Source organism: Methanofollis ethanolicus (genome assembly GCF_001571385.1).
GTDB classification, from domain to species: domain Archaea; phylum Halobacteriota; class Methanomicrobia; order Methanomicrobiales; family Methanofollaceae; genus Methanofollis; species Methanofollis ethanolicus.
The window spans coordinates 599887-618578 of record NZ_BCNW01000001.1 but is presented as its reverse complement, the minus strand read 5'-3'; the positions used below and the strand labels follow the sequence as shown (position 1 = coordinate 618578).

At 60.7% G+C, this 18692-nt stretch carries 13 protein-coding genes and 1 tRNA gene; 6 read left to right on the top strand and 8 right to left on the bottom strand.

Going from position 1 to position 18692, the window contains the following annotated elements; genetic code table 11:
- Positions 1-103: 103 nt before the first annotated feature.
- From MEFOE_RS03150 to MEFOE_RS03140, 3 genes are all read right to left on the bottom strand, one after another.
- Entirely contained in the window at positions 104-3094 is a 2991-nt protein-coding gene (locus tag MEFOE_RS03150; RefSeq protein ID WP_067048158.1) for an Ig-like domain-containing protein, read from the bottom strand.
- Positions 3095-3331: 237 nt separating this feature from the next.
- On the bottom strand, positions 3332-4741 hold the full coding sequence (locus MEFOE_RS03145; protein ID WP_067048155.1) for a carboxypeptidase regulatory-like domain-containing protein: 1410 nt from the start codon (positions 4739-4741) through the stop codon (positions 3332-3334).
- Positions 4731-6278 carry an AMP phosphorylase gene (locus tag MEFOE_RS03140; protein WP_067048152.1) on the bottom strand — a complete coding sequence of 516 codons (1548 nt, stop codon included), beginning with the start codon at positions 6276-6278 and terminating at the stop codon, positions 4731-4733. Before MEFOE_RS03140 ends, MEFOE_RS03145 begins: the two co-directional genes overlap by 11 nt.
- A gap of 254 nt (positions 6279-6532) precedes the next feature.
- Between MEFOE_RS03140 and MEFOE_RS14345 the strand changes: the two genes are divergently transcribed.
- Together MEFOE_RS14345 and MEFOE_RS03135 are read left to right on the top strand one after the other, a co-directional pair.
- The gene (locus tag MEFOE_RS14345; RefSeq protein ID WP_328585457.1) at positions 6533-6988 is read left to right on the top strand and encodes a helix-turn-helix domain-containing protein; all 456 of its coding nucleotides are present in this window, start codon (positions 6533-6535) and stop codon (positions 6986-6988) included.
- Positions 6904-7824 carry an RNA-guided endonuclease InsQ/TnpB family protein gene (locus tag MEFOE_RS03135; protein WP_235809641.1) on the top strand — a complete coding sequence of 307 codons (921 nt, stop codon included), beginning with the start codon at positions 6904-6906 and terminating at the stop codon, positions 7822-7824. The genes MEFOE_RS14345 and MEFOE_RS03135 overlap by 85 nt, the downstream gene beginning before the upstream one ends.
- Before the next feature lie 360 nt (positions 7825-8184).
- Here MEFOE_RS03135 and MEFOE_RS03130 read toward each other — a convergent pair whose 3' ends face one another.
- On the bottom strand, positions 8185-10560 hold the full coding sequence (locus MEFOE_RS03130) for an MEMAR_RS02690 family S-layer glycoprotein (protein WP_083523306.1): 2376 nt from the start codon (positions 10558-10560) through the stop codon (positions 8185-8187).
- Positions 10561-10878: 318 nt separating this feature from the next.
- Here MEFOE_RS03130 and MEFOE_RS03125 point away from each other — a divergent pair, with 318 nt between their 5' ends.
- The 3 genes from MEFOE_RS03125 (at position 10879) to MEFOE_RS03115 (ending at position 12604) form a co-directional block, all read left to right on the top strand.
- Positions 10879-11604, top strand: coding sequence for a thymidylate synthase (locus MEFOE_RS03125; protein ID WP_067048147.1), 726 nt, complete (start codon positions 10879-10881; stop codon positions 11602-11604).
- A 50-nt stretch (positions 11605-11654) separates the two neighbouring features.
- Positions 11655-11727 (top strand) — tRNA-Gln (locus MEFOE_RS03120).
- Positions 11728-11773: 46 nt separating this feature from the next.
- A complete protein-coding gene (locus MEFOE_RS03115; RefSeq protein WP_067048144.1) occupies positions 11774-12604 on the top strand; it encodes a TIM barrel protein in 831 nt (276 codons plus the stop codon).
- A 240-nt stretch (positions 12605-12844) separates the two neighbouring features.
- On the opposite strand, the gene MEFOE_RS03105 is transcribed toward MEFOE_RS03115, so the two are convergent.
- From MEFOE_RS03105 to MEFOE_RS03095, 3 genes are read right to left on the bottom strand one after another with little or no spacing between them, the layout of a single operon-like run.
- Positions 12845-13567, bottom strand: a complete 723-nt coding sequence (locus tag MEFOE_RS03105) for a DUF1614 domain-containing protein (RefSeq protein ID WP_067048138.1) — start codon at positions 13565-13567, stop codon at positions 12845-12847.
- A 21-nt stretch (positions 13568-13588) separates the two neighbouring features.
- The gene (locus tag MEFOE_RS03100; RefSeq protein ID WP_067048131.1) at positions 13589-14194 is read right to left on the bottom strand and encodes a fibrillarin-like rRNA/tRNA 2'-O-methyltransferase; all 606 of its coding nucleotides are present in this window, start codon (positions 14192-14194) and stop codon (positions 13589-13591) included.
- On the bottom strand, positions 14191-15036 hold the full coding sequence (locus MEFOE_RS03095) for an NOP5/NOP56 family protein (RefSeq protein ID WP_067048128.1): 846 nt from the start codon (positions 15034-15036) through the stop codon (positions 14191-14193). Before MEFOE_RS03095 ends, MEFOE_RS03100 begins: the two co-directional genes overlap by 4 nt.
- 71 nt (positions 15037-15107) lie before the next feature.
- Between MEFOE_RS03095 and MEFOE_RS03090 the strand changes: the two genes are divergently transcribed.
- Complete coding sequence (locus MEFOE_RS03090; protein ID WP_067048126.1) at positions 15108-16034, top strand: calcium/sodium antiporter; 927 nt, start codon at positions 15108-15110, stop codon at positions 16032-16034.
- A gap of 1404 nt (positions 16035-17438) precedes the next feature.
- Here the strand turns inward: MEFOE_RS03090 and MEFOE_RS03080 are convergent.
- Positions 17439-18647, bottom strand: coding sequence for a tripartite tricarboxylate transporter permease (locus MEFOE_RS03080; protein ID WP_067048121.1), 1209 nt, complete (start codon positions 18645-18647; stop codon positions 17439-17441).
- Positions 18648-18692: the final 45 nt, after the last annotated feature.

Below are 18692 nucleotides of genomic sequence, written 5' to 3'. Positions count from 1 at the left end.
AAATAGACTACAAAAAAAAGAGATACTATCAAAAAAATGATTTTTTTCGGATCAATTGCAGAAATAGAAAGGAGATGCAACAGCGGGAGCAGACAAAAAAAAGTTATTCCAGCCTGATCTTGTTGGACTGGAGGTCACCAACCGTGATCTCATCGATGAGTTGTATTCTGTCGCTGCGGGTGTCGGGCGCCGTCGCATCGACGCGGACCAGATACCTGCCGGCGGCAAGAGAGCGAATGTCAAGACTTGCCACCTCGTCACGCTCGCCTGCAGGCCTGGGCGTCATCGTCAGGAAGGGCGTCCAGGTCTTCCCCCTGTCGGTGGAGTAGGAGAGCCACTGGGTGGCCGTATAGTTGCCCGTGTAGTTCAACTGCCACCCCACCTTCAGGAAGTCGGTGACCGGACCAGAACCGACACGCTGGAGAGGTTCGACGAGGTCAAGGGTGGCGTTCATGATCCCGGTGCTGTTCAGGTCGGGGACGGCGGTGAGGAAGGTGTCGGGGAGGGTGAGGGACTCGGCGCCGCCGTTGAAGGAGATCGTCGAGCCCGGGCCGAAGACATTGATGTTCCCGTCTTTCAGCACCGTGAGGGTGTAGGAGGTCGTCCATGTCTGGCCGAGGCGGACCGTGCCGATGGCGAAGTGGAGGCTCTGGTCGTCCTCCCAGTCGGCCGTCTGGTCCTCGGTGTGGAGGGGGACAGGGTCGTAGTGGCCGGTCTCATTGTCGATCCAGCTCGCGATATTCGTCGAGACACCGGGGATGTACTGGTAGGCAAAGACGTCATCGCCCGGGACAGAGACACCGTTCACCTCGACGTTCTCGAAGGAGAGGTCCATCATGGTGTCCACGCCCGCCTCCGTCTTGAGGTCGCCGGCGATCTGACTGTACACTTCATTGATATTCGCGGCATCGCCGTCGTAATATTTTCCGCCCGTCGTCTCGGCAAGGGTCCGGAGCGTACTCCTGCCGCCGGAGGATATGCTATCCGCATAACCGATCGAGTAGATCTTGATATCGTGGTCCAGCGCATAGGTGGCCATATTCTGCTCGGCATGCGAGAGGCCGGAATAATAGTAGTACCTGCTGTCGGGATCGTTGTAATACGTAGGAGTGGAGCTACCCTGGTATCCCCGGGCCAGCGGGTCGCCATACCAGTTGTAGTCCCCGTCGGAGAGCAGAACGATTGCCTTCACCGCGTCGTCCCGCCCGTCAGATACAAGTTCGCTGACAGACTTGTAAAGACCGTGACGCATGGGAGTGCCGTGATCCGGGACCAGGGAGTCGAGTGTCGTATCGACAGCAGCAGCGTCGCTGGAAAGATCGGAATCGACCGTGGCATAGTCGCTGTAGGTGACCGGGCACACATAATTGTTGTTGATATAACTCGTTGAGATCCCGGAACTTGATCCAGGGCGACTGATGTATCCATTTCTCCCGAAGGAAACGACCGCAACACGATCCCGGTCCGACGACATGCTGCCGACAAACTGCTTTGCCGCTTCCCTCACCGAGTGCATGCGGTCGGGGTTGTCGTAGAGCATGCTCCCGGACCTGTCGACGACGAGCACCACATCGATCGGGTCGGGCTGCAACGCCCAGCCGTCGCCCTTGAGGGCGAGGGTGACGTTCACCGTCCCGTTCACCTCGACGGTCTCGGGGTCGACCGCGGTGGAGACAGAGAGGTAGGGATAGTTCTTCCAGGTGAGAGGGAGGGTGCGGCTGACGTCGCCCCACACGGCGACGACCTCGCAGGTCCCGGTGGCCGTGTTGCTGTAGGCAGGATCAGAAGGATCGCGGGTGAAGGCACCGGGCCGGAAATGGACGACGGCATAGCCGTCCCCATCCGTGGTCGCCGACGCCTCCACCAGTTCGGGGGGTGTGGTGGCGGTATACCCGGCCGTGTTGATGCTGGAAAGGGAAAACGTGACGGTCTCACCCATGACACGGTTGCCCTTCTCGTCCATGACCTTCGCCCTGATCTCCGCGGTCATGTCGTCCTTCACGTCTCGACTCGGCATGGACTGGGGGTTTGCCGAAAGGAGCATGTTCACCGGGGCCGTGTTCGTGAACTCGACTGTCTGTGAGCAGGTCACAGAAGGGTCGTCCTTCAGACTCGCCGTGATCGTCACCGTGCCGGTGGACTCCTTCGGCCCGTAGGTGAACATGACAATGCCATCGGAGTTCGAGGTCAGGACCTTCGGGTCTTCATCAGAAAGGGAGGTTTCCACATGGATGGCACGCCCCCCGGCAGGGTTGCCGTAGGCGTCCTTCAGGGTGTAGGTGATGGTGAACCTGCTCGCCCCATCGGCAGGGACCCAGGGAACGGGGTCGGCGTACGGGGCGACCGACGATGTCATTGAGGCAGCGGCGGCATTGCCGAGGCCGTAGATGGTGAGAGTGGCGGCGGGGATGGTGCCGGGGAAGGAGACATAGACGATGTTCTCGCCGGCCGTCTGGTCGGCCCTGAAGTCGGCCGTCACATCCCCGTTCCCGTCCACAGGAAGGACGACGTCGTCGGCATAATCGCTGCCGTCGGAGGTCCCGGCACGGCCGCCGGGCGACCCCACCTGGAAGCGGACGGTCTCGGCAACCTTCCGGGCGTCGACGCGGTTGCCGTACCGATCCTCCATCGCAAGGACGATCGCGGTCGTGGACCCGACCGTGATCTCGCTCTCGTACTCGAGGGCTGCAAGCCTGTACGGGGTTGCGTGGTCGATCATCTGGTCGCAGGACGAAGAAACAGTCTGAGGGACATCGTTTTCGTCGAGGTACCCGGACGTCGCCGTGATCGTCGCCGTGCCGCTCCGCGTCCCGGCCCTGAATGTCGCCGTTGCCGTGCCGTCGGTACCTGTCGTCAGCGTGGACGGGGACACCGTACCCAGCGCAGGGTCACAGGAGAACGCGACGCTCTGCCCGGCAAGGGGCGCCCCATCGCTATCGGTCACCGTCGACGTGACCGTCGACGTGCCGTCACTGCCGGCGACAAGCCATGCAGTACCGGTCTGGAGGTGCATCTGGGGCTCCGCAGCAGCGGTTCCGACACAGAAGAGGAACAGCACGCCAAAAAGGAGTATTCCGAAACGTTGTATCGACATATCTTCTCCCTCAGGTATGTACAGACCCGATCCCCATATAAAACAGGACGATTCATATTATCTTGAAAATATAGTCCGATATTCAAAAAGATAGATTAATAATGGCATAATTGGGATGATCCGAAGAAATGAAGGATTAAAAAAGAGAAAGTAATATAATTCATTGCCGGCGATTGAGAGAGCCAGCACTGCAATGCCAAAAAATTCTCCCGGATCCAAAAAAGGGGAATAGAATGTTTAGAAACCGCCACGCCGACCGGGCCTGTGGGTGCGGCGAGTTGGCGTCCGCATCTTCCCTGCTACGACCACACCGGCGACCGCCACAAGGACGAGGATGACCGCGACCACACCGATGATGCCGAGAGGAAGGCCGGAAGGCTGCATCGTGAGGGAGCAGGACTCACCCGAGGAACCGACCGGGACCTGTTGCACCAGGTATGTGGGTTTGTAGCCGTCGAACATTCCCGAGACATTGTAACTGCCGGGCGCAAGGTCGAGTTTCAGGGTTCCGTCCGCCCCGGTGACACCCCGGGCCGCCCCATCCACGCCGATTGCCACGCCGGCAAGGGGCTTGTGGTCGGGACTCCCGACGATGACCACAACAGGAACAGAGACAGGCACCAGTTCGGCGACGAGGTCGGCCTTCTGCTCACGGGAATCGCATGTCCCCTGCCAGGAGACATAGCCGGGAGCGCTCACCTCGACGGAATGCGTGCCCGCCACCACCGACTCAAGGCTGAACCGTCCGTAATTATCGGTCTCACCGACATTTTTTCCGTCGACAGAGACGCTCGCTCCGGCCAGCGGGGCCTTCGCGGCGTCATAGACGGAGATGAAGACCGGGTACGTGGACTTCGAGAGGAAGATGTCGGTGCGGACAGCATTCTCCTGGAGAGACACCTCCTGACGGTAGTCGCTGTACGCCGGGTGGGTCACCTCCACAAGATACTGCCTGTCCGTATCCACGACCGTGGTAACGAAACCGTCGCTGCCTGTTGTCCCCCGCACCGTCCCGCCGACCTTCACCGTGGCATTGACGACCGGAAGATGGTCCTTGGCATCAAGCACCCGGAAGGCGAACCTGCCCTCGGGATAGAGCCAGAACTGGACGGGTTCGGCCTCGTCGTCGACCTCGATATCCCGCTGCAGGAGATCATACCCGTCCGCGTCGATCGTGACCGTATAGTCCTTGTTCGCCTTCACCTCGAAGGTGGCAAGACCTGTCGAATCGGTCTTTTCAGACTCCCTTTCACTGTCTTCCTTGCTGGTGATCTCGACACGGATACCTGAGACAGAGAGAAATGTGTCGGCGTCATAGACGGTGATCTTCAGGTCAAGGGTGTCCCTGTCCATCTGCACCGTCACCGAGGTTTCATCGGCGTCGATGCGTTTCGACCACTCTTTGTAGCCCGACTTCGTCACTTTCAGGGTGTACCGACTGGACTTCGAGTGCCGGTAGGACACCTCGCCGTACGAGTTCGTGGTGCCTTCATCGCTGCCGTCGACATAGACCGTCGCCCCTTTGAGAGAGGTGCCGTCGTCCGCGTCCTTCACCGTCACATCGACGAGGGTGGACGCCTGCACGGCAGTGCCGCAGAGGAGGAGGGCAAGGACGGCAATCGTCAGGAAACGTAGTTTACATACCATGGAATTCACCTTCAGGTCCCCAGTGTCTCCCGGGGACGCGGTCGAGGAGCATCCCCTCGACGACGACCGGCATCAACTGGCGGCCGACTTCGAGCGCCTTCTGGAGGCGCCATTTCCGGTCGGCATAAACGGTGAAGATAGGTTCGCCGACCCGGACCTGTGTCCCCTTCTTTGCATGGACAGAGACCCCGGCGCCCGGGTCCTGCGGTGCGCCCGCGGCCCGGGCGAGGCTGATGAGGGCCTTGTTGTTCAGTTCGACCACATACCCGCTCGTCGGGGCATTGACGACGAACTGGAACTCGCCGGGGACGATCTCCTCGGCGGTCACGTCGGCGTTGCCGCCCTGCACCCTGATGATCTCCTTCATCTTTGCAAGGGCCTTTCCTGAAGCGAGGGTCTCCTGGGCCACCGTATAGCCCTGGCCGGGTGCCGCCTTCCCCGACATCTCCAGGAGGATGCCGGCAAGGGAGAGGCTCTTCTGGATGAGGGAGTTCGGCTCTTTCGCACCTTCGAGGACAGAGAGCGCCTCCTTCACTTCGAGTTTCGGGCCGATAGTGTGGCCGACAAGGGACTCGCCGTAGGTGAGGGCGCACTCCACGCGCATGCCCAGGCGTTCGCCGAGGTCGATGAACTCACGCGCCATTTTTCTCCCCTCCTCGACGGTCGGGACCTTGGTGTGCTCGCCGACCGGGATGTCGATGGCGACAAGGTTCGCGCCGACCGCGAACTTCTTTGCCATCACCGAGGCGAGCATCTGGCCCCGTGCATCGATCTTGAAGGGGTACTCGACGGCGATGAACCGGTCGTCGGCCGGGGCGATGTTCGTCGCCCCGCCCCAGACGATCACCGCTCCCACCTTCTCGGTCATCTGCTGGACCTCGGCGGCGGTGAACTCCACGGGGGCGAGCACCTCCATGAGGTCGGCCGTCCCTGCGGCGCCGGTGATCGCCCGCGAACTTGTCTTCGGGATCTTCAGGCCGACGGCGGCGACGATCGGGACGACAAGGAGGGTGATCTTGTTGCCCGGCACCCCGCCGATCGAGTGCTTGTCCACGATCGGGTACGAGGGGAAGCGGAGGTGCTCGCCCGTGTCCACCATCGCCCGCGTGAGGTATTCCACCTCGTCCATGTCCAGAGGGTTTGTGTAGGTGGAAACGATGTAGGCGGTGAGTTCGCCCGGGGAGAGGACGTCGCCGACGACGTCCCTGATGATCGCGTAGGTCTCTTCCTTGGAGAGGCGCTGGTTGTCCATCTTCTTCTTGATGTAGTCGAGGGAGGCCGGGCGGTCTGCGGGCCGCACCTCGACCTCGGCGCCGTCAAGGACGTCGATCTGCCGCTGGGTCTGCCGGTAGACGCCGATAACACCCTGGTCGATGAGGGAAGCGGTGGTGTCGACAAAGGCGGAGACCGACTCGCCGGTGACCCGGTTCTTCACCTCGACGCGGTCGCCGTCCCGCACGCTGACCTCACGTGCATCGGCAGCGTGGAGGAGGACACCGCGGTGGGCGATGTCGATCAGCCTGGTTACGAGTTTCATGGATAATGATGCTCCTGTCTTGTTTAAATTGTGGGGGTGAAGAGGGAGGAGTGGGAAGTGTGCACCACCGGAGAGAGATACCCATGTACAGTTCCTTTGGAAGTGCACGGTCACCAGTCAACGGACTGGAGATACCACCGCACAACCAAAGGGGGTTAGACCCGTCAGGCACATTTCCGATTTGATGTGAAGCGGATCCACCGGTCTTCACCTTCGCCACGCATAGAACAGGTATATCTTATGAGTGGGTGGATATGATACTGTCGATGCTCTTTTCCTACAAGTATCGAGCATATCCAGACGTAACCGTTGAGACACGGCTGGATGCTGCACTCGGTACCTGCAGGTGGTTATATAACAATCTTCTTGAAGAGTGCAACACTGCACGAGAGAATGGGATCACTCCGAAGATGCAGAAAACGCAGGCGCGGATCGTCACGTTGAAAGACGAGAATCCTGCACTGAAAGAGGTATATTCCAAAGTGCTCCAGATGGTGAACTATACCCTCTGGAGCAACATTGCCACACTGTCACATACACAGAAGAAAGGACGGAAGATAGGCAAACTCCGGTTCAAGAGCACATTCCGGTACCGGACACTCAACTACAACAGTCCGGGTTCAAGATCGACCGTGAACACAGCACGATCACGTTCTCAAAGATCGGGACAATTCCGTTCAACATGCACCGATCATACACCGGGAAGGTGAAAGGTGTTCTGATCACCCGTTCAGGTGATAGATGGTACGTGATCATTCAGGCAGAGCAGGAGGCTTCCGGATCAAAACGTGAAGGACGGTCTGTTGGGATCGATGTCGGTCTGAACTCGTTTGCAGTCGATAGTGACGGTGCAGTGATCGAGAACCCCCGGTTCTATGAGCACTCACTTGACCGGATCAAGAAGTTGCAACAGAGCATTGCCCGGAAGAAACGATTTTCGCAGAACTGGAAGAAGGCAAAGAGCAGACTGGAAGAGATCTATGATCATATCACGAATCAGAAAAAAGATTTTCTGCACAAACTCTCCCGGGGGTATGTTGATACCTATGCAACGATCTGTGTTGAAGACCTGAATATCAAGGATCTGAAGGAGAAAGGCAACCCTACAGGGCTGCACAGGAGTATCCACGATGCTTCATGGGGACGGTTCTATTCTTATCTTGCGTACAAGGCTGAAAGTGCTGGTACGAAACTCATCAAAGTCAATCCCCGGAATACGTCGCAGATGTGCTCGAACTGTGGTATCATCGTGAAAAAGACGCTCTCCGAGAGAGTCCACGAATGTCCATACTGTGGGTTTGTTGCCGATCGAGATTACAATGCCGCGGTGAATATTCACCGCTTGGGGATGGAACAGCCCTTTGAGCCTGTGGAAATGCAGAGCATTTCCCAGCCGGGGAAATCTTCGATTTCCCGTGCTGTGGTGACAATACCTCTCCATCACATCTCTGTGATGCAAGTATTGTCCATGAAGCAGGAAGCCACGCCCAAACAGGTGCGGGGTAGTTCACAGGGTATCGGCATTCCTGACAGAAAAACCCGTTGAAATTGACTCCTTTGATCCTCGCATAGAATGCTTCCTGGAGAGGTTACTCTCGAATTCCTGTTCAGAAGCACTGGTTCCAGGGGTGCCTTGCCCCCCCATACTCGTGTGCAAATGAAGTGAGATATAGAGAGTCAAAGACATTCGATTTAGTCCCTAACGAATGATATGAGAAAGGCAGGGGATCCTACATTCTTCCTGCGATCAGGGAGAGGCAGCAACCACAGCATGAGGACTTACCATGAAAGCCACCAGAGGAGGCTTTCAAAAAACCGCTTGAAACTCCGTTTCAGGAGCGATTCGGCAGAGCGCCGGAATGAAACGGGAGCGAGAATAGAAGAGAGACGCAAAAAAAAGGGGGGATTAGTTCCTGCGCATGACCAGGAACGCAACTGCACCGAGGCCAATCAGGGAGATCAGCGCACCGAAGCCGGGCTGAGTCGGGGTGGTGGCCGGGACGGTGGTGGTTGCGGTCTGGGTCGGCGGCACAGTGGTCGCAGCGCCGGTCGGGGTGACGGTCGGGGAGACCGGGCCCTCGATCACGTTGAAGGTGGCGGTGGCGGTCGCGTCGGCGACGTCGATGCCTTCAACCTTGACCTGGTACTGGTCGGGCTTGAAGTTGGTGGCGTCGACCTCGAAGGACCACGTGTTGGCGTCAGTGCCCTCGATGACCTTCACAGTGCCGGACTTGCCGCTGAAACCGGAAGACTCGGTCTTCTGGGTTGCGCCGAAAGCCGCGGAGGTGACGTCGACGGTGAGTTCGTCGCCGATGGCGAGGTTGGTGGTGCCGGTGACGGTGAACTTCGAACCGACGGACTTGTCGCCGATGCTGTCGATCCTGACCCAGGCTTCCTGAACCATGAAGGTGAGCTTGGTGTAGGTGTCGTCAACGTTGGACGAGTCCATGGCGTTGATGAGTGCGGTCGCCGCATCGGAGGCCTGCAGGTTCTTCAGTGCGACATCGGTCTGGCCCGGAGCCACCAATTTCTGGCTGGCGGTATCCCAGTAGACATCGTTACCCGGTCCGGTCTTGGCCATCGGGTGCTGGAGGATGACGAAATACTGGCCGGCTGCGAGGTTGTCGGTGTCCTCGAGCTTGTACTCGAAGGTGCCGTCGTCCTCGACAGACTCAGAGGCCTGGGGGTTGTTGGAGTCCTGACCGTAGAAGTTCTTGCCGAAGATCCAGACATAGATGTTGGACGGCTTGCCTTCCGCGGTACCGGTGATCTTCAGGTCGTCACCCTTCGCGAGGGTGTTGACGTTGGTGGCACCGGTGATGAAGCCCTTCCTCAGGTTGACGGACATGGTCGCGTACTCAACATTCGAAAGGTTGCCCTTTGCACGGGGCTGGCTAGCGGCGTAAACCGTGTAACTGCCCTCACTGAGGACGCCATTCTGGATGTCGCCAGTGTTCCAGGTGTAGTCCCAGGTGTCGTCGGACTCGACGGCTTCCTCAACAAAGCCGGCGATACCGGCGCTGGACTTCTTGCTGACGTCAATAAGGTTCACACCATTGCCGTCGCCCAGGTTGGGGCCGACGAGGAAGAGGTAGACCTTCTTGCCTTCGGTGTTGGTACCGGAGAGCTTGATCTCCTCACCGAAGTAGTAGGAGCCCGCACCCTCGGCGGTAATGGTGACTGCACCCTTCTCGACCTTCACCTTGACGTCGTCGTCCTTGGCGTTGGTCGTCTTGTTCTCCATCACCTTGAAGGTGTAGGTCTTGTCTTCAGTGCTGGCGGTGGTCCTGAACTCGACAGTCCGGGTGCCGTCAGCCTTGGTCGTGACAGACGCGTTGGTGCCCGGAGCGCTGGCCTTTTCAGTGGTCAGGGCAAGCATCGGAGCGCTAGCAGCGCCGACACCGGGCTGGTTAGCGGCGAGGAGCGGGTACTTGTTGTCCGCAACGCCGGCGTCCTTGATGTACAGGAAGTATTCCTTCTTGCTGTCACCGGTGACGGTCACGGTGAAGGACTTGCCCCTGACAACGCTTTCCTTGCTGGCAGCGAGGGAGAGCTTGTCGGTCGTGATGGTGAAGCTGACAGCCTTGGAGTCTTCTGCAAAGTTGTCAAAGCCGGTCGGCTTGGCCCACTTTGCCACTGCCGTGTAGGTACCGGACTCAAGGTCCTCTGCACCGAGATCGATAGCGCCGGTGTACTGGTTGGACGAGGTGAGGTTGATACCGGAGAGCTTAACACCGCCGAGCGTCTTGACGATACCGCCGCTCGGGGTGGTGATCTCGATGTTAACCGTGGCGTAGGTAGAGGGAGAGTTCACCAGGTTCCCACCGACATCGGGGGCAATCAGCTGGAAGGCGATCTTCGAGTTCGAGGTCACGGTCTTGCCCGCGATCGAGTCGGAGTGAGAGTCGGCAAGGACGGGCTTCAGCTCGACTGCCGGCTTCTCAATGTAGACGTACTTCCCGCTGTCCACATCGCTCACGAAGTAGCGACCGGTCTTGGTGCCGACCTTCGCCGCGACGTCCTCCATGAGACTGAAGGCACTCGAATTGGCGACGTTAAGGGTCACGTCGATACCGGTCGTGGTGTCGTCGTTCGTATAGTGAACAAGCTTCGAGAACGCTGTGCCATTAACTGGCGTCAGGTTCAGGCTTTCTTCATAGAGAAAGATGGTGTCACCGCTGTTGATCTGGTCCGCAGTCCTCGCGGCGGCCGGCATGACAAACATGGCGGCGGCTACAAGGAAGACGGCGGCAACGACCATCATCTTAGATGTACTCTTCATGCATTTCCTCCTTTAACGTAAACGTGGTGGGCACAACAAACCAGGTTCGACACATGTCGAATACGGGTTCACCATGTCCAATACTCCGATTGCCGGAATATACGACATTATTAGTGTAACACTTAATATATCCTTTGTGGTTGCACGGGACGGGTGACGCCTGTCAGACGCCTCAAGCAGGCCGTAATTTCAAATTCTTTGCGAATCCTCAGGAATCACATCATCGGGCCCGCAAAAGCCAACCGCTCCACACGCAATGCAGGCAGGTCAGGGAGCAAAGACACAATCTTCAGTAACCCTGCCTGCCTACTCTTCTCCATGAGAGTGATCAGGGCCCCCACCCTGGGGCGGGCGCATGAACTCGTAGTGAAGATGATCCTGGAAAAAGGGTACGTGCTTGAGACCGAGGACGGTGAGGCGACGGTGGAGTTCGAGGAGACGGCGGTCACCGTCGAGGACCCCTTCGCCGAACCGATGGCGAGCGGGCACTCGCGTTTTCAGCGCCGGTTCCTGGACTCCTATGCCGACGCCCTCCTCCATGGTTCGGACGCGGTCTTCGAGTACGACTACCACAGCAGACTCTGCGACTGGGGGCAGGGCCTCGCGAAGGAAGGTGCCGGCGTCCATGCCGACCAGGTCGGCTACATCATACGGAAACTGAAGGAGGCCCCGCAGAGCAGGCGTGCCGTCGCCGTCACCTGGAACCCGCCGGTGGACGAGGACTTGCACGACTGCCCCTGCCTCCAGCTGGTCCAGTGCGTGGTGCGGGACGGAAAACTCCTGATGAAGGTGGTCTTCAGGAGCAACGACATGCTCTCCGCGGCCGGGGCGAACATGTTCGCGCTCGCACACCTCCAGAAGATGATCGCGGACGCACTCGGCCTCCCCTGCGGGGCCTACACCCACATCTCCCTGGTGCCGCATATCTACTTTGTCAGGGACAGCAACGACATCACTCCGTTCTGCAATAAAGGCACGGAAATATCTCCGATACCCGAGGTCTGCCGGGCCTGCGGGAAGTGCCCGCGGGCACGGTCGGTCTGAACCGGACCGTCACCTTTTTCTATCCCGAAGAAAAACAGAATAAGGCGCATAGCCCGGTAGTGTAGCGGTCAATCATGGGGGACTCTGGATCCCCCGACAGCAGTTCGAATCTGCTCCGGGCTACTCCTTTTTCAAAACACTCATCCCTGAGCGGATGCCATGATCAGGCATGAAAAGGCTGTACCGCATCGGCGCCGGGGTACGCTCCGACGATCTAAAGACATTCTCCGCGCTTGCCGCGATGCATCGGGAGGGGCAGATCGACCATGTGCAGGTCCAGGTGATCCCGGCGGAGAGGGCGGCGTTCAGGCGCGACATGGAGAGGATCGCAGATGCCGGCGTCCCCATCGTCATCCACGCCCCCCACCACGGCCACGGGGTGAACCCCTGTGCACCGACGGCCTACGACGACCGCCCTCCCGCGGAGATCGAGAGGTGGACGGAGGAGGCCCTGGCCCTGACGGCGGAGGCGGCGGACGTCACCGGCGCCAGACAGATCGTCCTCCACGCGGGGCGGCACCTGCCCGGCCGGAGGGAGGAGGCGGAGGAGACCTTCGCCGCCTTTCTGGACGGCCACTTCGACCCGCGCTTCATCCTCGAAAACCTCCCCGCGGTCTATGCGGGCTACCCCCTCCTCGGGAACACGGCGGAGGAACTCCTCACCCTTGCCGGCGGCAGGGTGAGAGGGTTCTGCCTGGACTTCGCCCACCTCTTCTGCACGGCAAATTATCTCGGCATACCCTATGCCAACCTCCTCGCCCCCTTCGACGACCTCCCCCTCGGCCTCTTCCACCTCTCGAACAGCAGGAGGGGGTCGGTCACCGACGAGCACCTCCCCATCAACCACCCCGAAGGCGGACTGGACTTCGCCACCGTCATCCCCTTCATCTCGGCGCACCCGGCGGTCGAGACAAGTCTCGAATACAAGGAGAACGACCCGCGGCTCTATGCGGAGCAGGTGCCTGTCTTCGACGCACTGTTCCAGACGTACCGGCCGTGAAATATCGATCAGAAAAAAGGCTCTGGAGAGATCCCCATGCTCGGGCCGATGTACTCCCCTATCCGGAACGCAAAGTTCAGTGGCTGCGAACGAAGTGAGGTCAGGAAGGCCGTTAGGTCTTCGCTGTAGTCCCCCGGCACAGGCACTGCAGACCAGAGAATCTCCAGAGTTCTCTTCGTGAAGTGATCACTCAACGCGAGGGTTTCTAAAAAGCCAGAAAATAGAAAAAACCAATCCTCCTCATGCCAGGAAGGCCGCGAGCACTCCCGAGAGGAAGACGCCGTCGAAGGTGCCGGCGCCGCCGATGCTCACCATCGGTGCGCCCAGTTCGCCGAGGCGGCCGAGGTTGAGGAGGTCGGCGCCGAGGAGGGTGCCGAGGGTACCCGAGATATAGGCGATGACCGGGGCGGCGATCACCGCCGCCTCGGGACTCCCGGCAAAACCGGCAAGGACGAGGGCCGTCACGAGCGCGGCAAGGGGCGGGACGAAGAAGGGAGTGGCGATACCAAGGCCGGGGACGGGGCGAGCCACATGGTGCGTGACGGCAGTGACGACCGCAACCCCGATCAGGGCGAGGATGAGGACCGTGTAGCCCCCTGAGACGACCACCGACTCGTACATGAGATACAACGAGATCAGGAGGGGGATCAGGGCCCCGCCGACATTGATGGCGACGACCGTCTCCGGCGCCACCTCGGGGATGCGGTAGACCCAGCCGTAGAAGGGGCTGAACTCCTTCTCCATCCGCACCGGCCCGCCCTGCACCTTCGTCACCGGGATATTGACGAGGCTCCCGACAAGGGTGAGCAGGAGGAGCAGGATGACCGTTCCCGGCGGAAAACCGAGTTTTGCAAATGCCGAGCCGATGAGGCTCAGGAAGAGGAGGGGGATCAGCACCAGCAGGGCGACGAAGAGAAACGCCACCATGAGGATGCTGAAGGGGTTGAAGAGGTATCTGCCCATGAAGAAGAGAGGGGGAATATCTTATTTGATGGCTTCGCAGACGATAGCCGCGTGGTCGCGGTGATAGGGTTCGAGCCAGAGCACTTCGGCCACGCGCATCCCGCCCTCTTCAAGGGCCCTGACCGCCTCGTCGGCAACGTCCTGCGGGCTCAACCTCACGTCCACGCTCCGCGTCTTGAGCATCAGCATCAGAGTGCCGCCCGGCCTGAGCAGGGGGACATTCCGCAGGGCGATCGCCACCTGGTCGGGCTGGGCGACGTCCTGGTACAGGAGGTCGGCCTCCTCGACGATGCCGGCATAGAGTTCTGGCCGACCGGCGTCGGCCATGATCGGCACGATGTTTCGCCGGTGGCGGCAGACCTCGATGAGGTCCTGCATCGGCCGCGGCGCGAACTCCACCGCATAGACCACCTCGACATAGTCGGCGACATGGGAGACGGTGGTGCCGTTCGCCGCACCGAGATAGAGCACCCGCATCTCCGGGGCGAGGTCTCTCTCCCCGCCGAGGAGAGCATAGGCCGCAAACTTAGAACGGTACGGGTCCCAGACGCGGTAACCGTCGATCATCCTCTCGCCATAGACCCCGCCCTCGCCGGGCGAGACAAGGACGCCGCCGATCCGGATCATGCACTCACCCCTGCGGCGTCGATCCGCGTCTGCGCCCCTTCGACAAAAGCCGTATCGAGTTCGCCCCTGAAGTAGTCGATGCGTGCGGCAATGGCAAGTTTCGCCGCAAGCACCCGCGCCACCCGACCCCGCACCTCTTTCGGCGCATTGTGCACACGACGGTGCTGGAAGATGACGCCGTGCTTCGGGGAAGGGGCGTTGCCGCGGATATGGGAGAAGATGGCGGTCCGCGCCCCCAGCACCTGGATGGTCGCCGCGGGCATCCGGGCAAGAGGGGAGAGGCCGCCGGCCTCGGCCATGAGCCGCGCCGCCACGAGGCCGCCGACGAGGGCGCTCGTGTTCGGGAGGACGGCGTCGGCACGCCGGGAGACCTCGCGCATCAGGCGGTTCCGCAGTTCGCCGAGGTTCTCGATCTCACCCCCGACCGCCCTCAGGGCAGGCGAGGGACTCCTCTGTATCCGCCCGGCAAGGGCCTTGCCGCCCCTTTTGTACTTCCGGGTAAAGGCCGGGTCGAGAACGGCCTGCCAGTCGACGGCCCGCTCAAGCAGGAGGTTTGCGACATGATCGATCTCGTCGAGGGTCCGGACCATCTGGAGGAGTTCGACATCCTTGCCGGAGAGTTCGGCCGCCACCCGCGCCTGCGCCCTTTCCATGCATCCTGCCTGCAGGACGGCGATATACTCGGCACGGTCCCTGACCGCGCCGCAGGCCTGCGCCTGTCTCCAGTCGGGCCTCCCGAGTTCTGACCCGAACGTCTCTATTCGCCGGGCAAGGGCTGCAGGGCCGGTCTCAGCAGGGCGACAGACCCCTCCTTCGACGTCCCCAAACCAGTAGCGCTCCATCAGATATGGATGGGGATGCAGGGAGCATTAACATATGGCGCACCGCCCAGATCATACAGGCTGAATTCACCATGATCATAGAAGGTATCCTCTTTCTCGTCGGCATCGTCCTCCTTGTCAAGGGCGCGGACTTCTTTGTCGGCGGGGGGAGTGGGCTTGCAGCGCGTTTCGGGGTCTCGGCGGCGACGGTCGGGTTTACGGTCATCGCCTTCGGCACCTCTCTCCCCGAATTTGTGGTGAGCGTGAACGCCGTCGCGGCTGACGACGCCGGGATCGCCCTCGGGAATGTCCTCGGGAGCAACATCGCCAATATCGCCCTTGTCCTTGCACTCTGCGCATTTATAAGGCCCCAACTTGTCGGCAGAAACGGCGACGGCCACGACTCCACCCTCTGGGAGACCGGGCTGATGCTCGCGGCGACGGGGGTCTTCGTCCTCTTCGCCCTGCGGGGCACACTCGACCTTCTCGCCGGCGCCGGGATGCTGACCGCATTCGCCATCATCCTCGCCCTCCTCTGGAGGCACGGGAAGGGAGAGGAGGCGTCCGGGGTCGAGAGCCACGGGAACAGGGACGTGCTCCTCACCATCGCAGGACTTGCCGCCGTCATCATCGGCGCCCAGTTCGTCGTCGACGGGGCGGTGGCGATCGCCGGCGCGCTCGGCGTCCCGACCCTCGTGATCGGGCTCTCGATCGTGGCGGTGGGCACCTCCCTGCCCGAACTCGCGACCTCCCTCATGGCGATCGTCAGGGGCGAGGGCGGCATCTCGGTCGGGAACATCCTGGGGAGCAACATCTTCAACCTCCTCTTCGTGATGGGCATCGGCGCCCTCATCAGGCCGGTGCCGATCGGCAACCTCTCCAACACCCTGATCACCGCCGCATTCGCCCTCGCCGTCGTCCCCCTCTTCATGGGCGGCGACCGGTTCACGCGGGCGTGGTCGCTCCTCCTCATCGCTGCGTATGCGGGCTATATGGCCCTGATCTTCGGGATCGTGTGAGGAGGACAATTGGGACAGAGAAGATCAAAGATTTTCAAACAACGGCACCTGAATGGAGAGAAAAACCTTCCCCCCCCCCACATCGCTCCTCCAATGGGGCTTCACCCCACAAAACTCGAAAAATTTCGGTCTGTGACTCATTAAGGAGAGGCACACACAGGAAAATCTTCGATATTCTGGCTTTGTTGAATCGTGCATGAACTCCCGGGCTCAAGCATACCCCATGAAAATTGTTCTGGGGCGTTTTCTGATCGATGCGCCTTCCCGCACGCTCGCGCCGGGGGCGCTGCCCCCGGACCCCCGGGATTGCGATAGGGGCGGGAAGGCAGAATGCGGACCTCCCATCTCGAAAAGGGGATGCTCGATGAGAGTCAGAGTCTCGTGCAAACCAAAAGAACCGTTCTCCGGGATACATGGTAAATCCTCAGGTTCAGGTTGATGTCTCTCTCTTCCATGAGAGCAGACGCAGGTGCCTGCCGGGGGTTTCACTTCCGGACCCCCGGTTGCGATTGGCTTCGGGAAGAGGGAACAGGATATTTTGAGGAGGGAGATTGCCGTACCCCTGCCAATCCTGAGCGGGGAACGAGTGTCAGCGAGTTCGAGAAAATCGGCTCTGTAGAATTCCTCCTCCATAGGTTGATAGTGAGGTCATCCCAAAACTGATCTACTGTCTGTCCTGTCGATGGAATGATCGGTATGTGGTTCTGAAAAATCCTGTTCTCGTGTCTGTTCGGGGGGTTTCACCCCCCGGTCCCCCCCCTCATTGCGATCGGGGGCGGAGGGCAATTTCCTTCATCAGGACCTCTCTTCCCCGACCCTATCCTGTTTCGGGGGTCCGGGGGCGTCAGTCCCCCGGTAGAGAGGCGGGGGAAGGCGGTGGTTTCGCACGATTCTTCAGGGAATTCGGGAAGACATCGACCCGATCATGAAATTTTCTCCCGAGCCCCCATACAGAGATGGGGAGAGTGAACGAGAGTTTTGGGATATGCTCAGTGCGTGCTGATCCTCTGCCTTCCCGTTCTCCGGGGGACTTTTGCCCCCGGACCCCCGCGCGAGGATTGGTCCCAGGAAGAAAGGGTCGGAGTCCTGGAGGAGGAGGTCATCCCTGCCCCTATCGTAATGGCAGGGGGTATGAGGGGCGGCAGACCCCCGGACCAGGCACTTTTGAACAGAATTTTTTCCCCTATCACTTCAGGAAGTACTTTCCCGCAAGGGTTTCTACAGAGCCAGAAAATCTTTGATTTTCGAGGGCCGGGGGCGTAGTCCCCCTGAACAGGCACCAGATCAGGATTTTTACAGCGTTGGTTGCATGCGGGTTATTCCATCGACATGGAAAACGTCCTCAGGAGTTCTGGGATAGCCTCCTGATTTTTTGGGACGACCGAAGTGGGGTCGAGATGACCGCTACAAGACCGCCACGCCGAGGGACGAGAGGATCACCGGGACCATCACCGCCCCCATGCAGAAGACCCGGCGGACCTCGACAAGGGTCGGCACCCTCCCGACAAGGGTGGCGGCGAGGAGGACGAAGAGGCCGAAGGGGCCGCAGAGGAGGAAGGAGAGGAAGGCGACGAAGAGGATCACGGCGGCGTTCAGGGGGCGCAGGGGGACGCGGGAAAAAACGCCCGCCGTACCCGAGAGGAGGACGGTGGCGGCATATGCGAGGGCGGCAGCGAGTGCGGCGACGGAGATGAGGGCGGTGAAAGGCGGGATGTCGAGGGTGCCGAGGGCCACCATGACACCGTTTCTCGTCCGGCCAACCGCGTAGAGGGCGGCGAGGCCGAGAAAGGCGTTCGCCGTGTTGGCGGCGCTTGTGGCGACGATGTAGCCCCGCCGGTCCTCGCCGTAGTCGATCGCCGAGGCGAGGACGGCATTTGCGGTGGCATTCGAGAGGCCGGGAAGCCATCCGACGACGGCACCGGCCAGCGACCCGGCGCACGAGCACCTGAAGAGTTCTCTTCCGTCAGGATAGGTGACCGCAGCCGACTGCGGCGGCATCCTGCCGCCGGAGGCGGAGATGAGGACCGCAACCCCGAAAAGGCCGGAGAGGAGGGGCATCAGGACGCCGGTGCCGCCGTTCCAGGCAAGGAAGGAGTACCTGAAGGTGAAGAGGCCGAGGAAACCGGAGACGAGAAAGACCCCTGCCGCCCACTCGGGAGACTCGGAGAAGACGACGAGGTAACAGGCGACCGCAAGGAGCAGGACGCCGATCCAGAGGTCGATGAAGGACTGGAAAGCGGTGAGGAGAGTGAGAAAAAGGAAGGAGAAGGGCAGGGCCCAGACGACGGCGGCAGCGCTCCCGAGGGCCGAGAGGCGCACCGCCTCGCCACCTCTCCCCTCCAGGCAGAGGGCGTGGGCGGGGAGGACCATCACCGCAGTGTCGGCATCGGGCACGCCGAGAAAGGTGGATGGGACACAGTCCAGGAAGGTGTGGGTGACGAGGGCGGCGACAAGGGCCGCGGCCAGCACGGGAGTGCCGAGGCTCGCCACGAGGATCGGGGAGAGGGAGAGGAGAAGCCCTGCCATCGTGTTGACGTGCACGCCCGGCACCAGGCCGCTGACCGTGCCGAGGGCGACGCCGAGGAGGGTGCCGGCGACGAGGGCCACTATCACACCCGAGATTCTGAAACCGCCCCATATATATCATCCGGCCGGGTG

Excerpts from the sequence above, each read along its gene's own strand:
- MEFOE_RS03150 (WP_067048158.1), bottom strand. The coding sequence starts at position 3,094 with ATGTCGATACAACGTTTCGGAATACTCCTTTTTGGCGTGCTGTTCCTC.
- MEFOE_RS14345 (WP_328585457.1), top strand. The coding sequence starts at position 6,533 with ATGATACTGTCGATGCTCTTTTCCTACAAGTATCGAGCATATCCAGAC.
- MEFOE_RS03100 (WP_067048131.1), bottom strand. The coding sequence starts at position 14,194 with ATGATCCGGATCGGCGGCGTCCTTGTCTCGCCCGGCGAGGGCGGGGTC.
- MEFOE_RS03140 (WP_067048152.1), bottom strand. The coding sequence starts at position 6,278 with ATGAAACTCGTAACCAGGCTGATCGACATCGCCCACCGCGGTGTCCTC.
- MEFOE_RS03130 (WP_083523306.1), bottom strand. The coding sequence starts at position 10,560 with ATGAAGAGTACATCTAAGATGATGGTCGTTGCCGCCGTCTTCCTTGTA.
- MEFOE_RS03115 (WP_067048144.1), top strand. The coding sequence starts at position 11,774 with ATGAAAAGGCTGTACCGCATCGGCGCCGGGGTACGCTCCGACGATCTA.
- MEFOE_RS03095 (WP_067048128.1), bottom strand. The coding sequence starts at position 15,036 with ATGGAGCGCTACTGGTTTGGGGACGTCGAAGGAGGGGTCTGTCGCCCT.
- MEFOE_RS03145 (WP_067048155.1), bottom strand. The coding sequence starts at position 4,741 with ATGGTATGTAAACTACGTTTCCTGACGATTGCCGTCCTTGCCCTCCTC.
- MEFOE_RS03090 (WP_067048126.1), top strand. The coding sequence starts at position 15,108 with ATGATCATAGAAGGTATCCTCTTTCTCGTCGGCATCGTCCTCCTTGTC.
- MEFOE_RS03125 (WP_067048147.1), top strand. The coding sequence starts at position 10,879 with ATGAGAGTGATCAGGGCCCCCACCCTGGGGCGGGCGCATGAACTCGTA.
- MEFOE_RS03105 (WP_067048138.1), bottom strand. The coding sequence starts at position 13,567 with ATGGGCAGATACCTCTTCAACCCCTTCAGCATCCTCATGGTGGCGTTT.